The sequence below is a fragment of the Terrisporobacter sp. genome (assembly GCF_017888745.1).
GTDB lineage: Bacteria > Bacillota > Clostridia > Peptostreptococcales > Peptostreptococcaceae > Terrisporobacter.
In genome coordinates this window covers 1-2,889 of sequence record NZ_JAGHFM010000177.1, presented here as the reverse complement: position 1 = coordinate 2,889, position 2,889 = coordinate 1, and the positions used below count along the sequence as shown (strand labels likewise).

General features: G+C 28.2%; 3 protein-coding genes. All 3 read left to right on the top strand.

All coding sequences use genetic code 11. The features are described from left to right. Positions 1–453 (top strand): MFS transporter (locus tag J7G74_RS08760; RefSeq protein ID WP_297134231.1); only part of this gene is annotated, 453 nt, incomplete at its 5' end. Positions 454–477: 24 nt separating this feature from the next. Continuing rightward, the gene (locus J7G74_RS08755) at positions 478–2,097 is read left to right on the top strand and encodes an amidohydrolase (RefSeq protein WP_297134228.1); all 1,620 of its coding nucleotides are present in this window, start codon (positions 478–480) and stop codon (positions 2,095–2,097) included. A gap of 86 nt (positions 2,098–2,183) precedes the next feature. Continuing rightward, positions 2,184–2,889: LysR substrate-binding domain-containing protein (locus J7G74_RS08750; protein ID WP_297134226.1), on the top strand; the 706-nt coding region annotated here is incomplete at its 3' end.

Below are 2,889 nucleotides of genomic sequence, written 5' to 3'. Positions count from 1 at the left end.
GGTTTAATAGGAAATGTAACTGGAGGAGCTTTATTTGATAAAATAGGAACACTAAAAACAATGTCTATATCATTAATACTTTCAATCATAGCTATAATAGGATTAATGATGGCTGGTGAAATTCATAGTTTAGCATTTTTATTCTCTGTAGCATATGGATTAAATGTTTATTCATATATGTCAGCTCCAGCATTTATGGCTACAGATGTATTTGGTAAAAAAGAATCCAGTGTAATATTAGGTATTATAAGTTTACAATTTGCACTAGGATTTGCATTTGGTTCAACATTATTTGGTATGATAGTAGATAATTTTGGATTTAATACAGGATGGATTGTAATGATAGGATGTATACTTTTAGGATATACTTTACTACTTACATCAATAAAAAAAGTTAAAGATCAAAATAAAAAATTGGTACAAGCAATTAACGATAACACAATATCAAAATAATATACAAAAGAGTAGGGCGATAAAATGAAAAAAATATATTTTAATGGAAAAATAATAACAGTAAATGATAATGAGCCTATGGTAGATGCTGTTTTAGTTGAAAATGGAAAAATAGTTAAAACCGGATCAAAAGAAGAAATATTAAAATTAAAAGAAGAAGATACAGAATTAGTAGATTTAGATGGTAAAACTATGTTACCTGGTTTTATAGATTCACATAGTCATATAATTGCTGTAGCTCAGACTTTGATGATAGTAAATTTAAGTGAAGCAAACTCTAAAAAAGAATTTATAGAAATATTAAAAAATTCTTTAGTGAATAATCCACCTAAAAATGGTGAATGGATAATAGGATTTGGTTATGATAATACAAGATATGAAAATGAAGAGCATCCAACTAAATTTGATTTAGATTTAGTAAACAAAGATATTCCAATATTTATAAGTCATGCTTCTGGTCATATTGCAACTACAAATTCAAAAGCTTCAGAAGCCTTTGGATATGTAGGAGAAAACTATGAAGTACCAGACGGTGGAGTTGTTAGAATCGTAGATGGTTCAAATGAACCTAATGGTGTATTAGAAGAAAATGCTTGTTTATCTCCTGAAAAGAGAAAGGTAATTCCTGAACCATCAGTAGAGACACTTTTGAATTGTATAAAAAAGGCACAGCAAATATATGCATCATATGGAATAACAACAGCTCAAGATGCAAGTATTGATGAAAAACTAAATCAACTTTTAAATTTAGCAGCTCAAAAAAATGAATTAATAATAGATATTGTAGGTCAAGCTGTTCAACATACAACATTGAAATTATTAAAGAATGAAGGAACACCAAAGAGAAAATACTATAATCATTATAAATTATTAGGAGGAAAAACTTGGCTTGATGGTTCACCACAAGGAAAAACAGCATGGTTAACTAAGCCATACTATGAAGTACCAGAAGGAGAATCTAAAGATTATTGTGGTTATGCAACTCAAGAAGATAAAGGTGTAACAGAATATTTTAAATCTTTAATTGAGAATAATATACAAGTAAATGTTCACTGCAATGGTGATGCAGCAGCAGATCAATTTATAAGATGTTACAAAAATGCTTTAAAGTTAGTAAATAATAAAACCGATTTAAGACCAGTAATGGTACATGCTCAAACAGTTAGAGAAGATCAGTTAGATGATATGAAGGGACTTGGAATAATACCAACATTCTTTTTAGATCATATATGGTTCTGGGGAGATTATCATTACGAATCAGTATTTGGACCAGAAAGAGCTAATAGATTAAGTCCAGCAAAATCAGCATTAGTAAGAAATATTAATTTTACACTACACCAAGACTCACCTGTAAAGATGCCAAATCAAATACTGGCAATGCATAATGCAGTTAATAGACAAACTCAAAGTGGTAGGGTGTTAGGAGCAGATCAAAAGCTTTCTGTTAGTGAGGCAATAAAAGCCTTAACAATAAATGCAGCTTATCAATATTTTGAAGAAGATGAAAAAGGATCTATAGAAGAGGGCAAAGTTGCAGACTTCGTAATTCTTGATAGAAATCCTTTAGAAGTAAATGGTTCAGAAATTAAAGATATAAAAGTATTAGAAACAATAAAAGAAGGTAATACAATATATAAAAAATAATAATAATATTAAAAAAGAGGTGGGATTTTATTTTCACTTCTTTTTTATTAGTAATATGGTATTATATACATTAGGAGGACATACCTATGAATATTAGAAAATTAGAGATTTTTTATAAAACAGCAAAATACTTAAATATGAGTAAGGTTGCAAAAGATATGTATATTAGCCAGCCATCCATAAGTCAATCTATATCAGAAATTGAGTCAGAAATAGGTACAAAATTGTTTGATAGAATAGGTAAGAAATTATATTTAACTCATGAAGGTGAAGTTTTTTATGAGTATACAAGACGAATACTAAATATTTATGAAGAAGGTATAAATATAGTACGTTCATCTAAAAGTAATAAAGGAAAATTGGTTATAGGTGCAAGTAAAACTATAGGTACATATATAATGCCCTATATAATACATAAGTTTAATGAAGAGGAAAAAGATATTGAAGTATCTATGATAATAGATAATAAGCATAATATAGAGGCGCTTTTATTGGACAATAAAGTAGATGTTGCCTTTATAGAAGGTAGGGCAGATTCAAAGGAGATAATATTAAAAGATATATGGAAAGATGAGCTTGTATTTATAAGTTCCATATATCATAAATGGAATGGAAAAACACAATTAACAGTAGATGATTTAAAAGATAGTAAATTTATTATAAGAGAAGATGGTAGTGGAACTAGAGAACGATTCGAAGATTTTCTAGAAAATGAAGATATTAAATTTAACTCACATATAGAATTAAGTAATCTAGAAGCTATTATAAATTATGTGAAGTTGAATATGGGTG

Bases quoted from the DNA above. Each gene is read 5' to 3' on its own strand.
- J7G74_RS08755 (WP_297134228.1), top strand. From the start codon at position 478: ATGAAAAAAATATATTTTAATGGAAAAATAATAACAGTAAATGATAAT.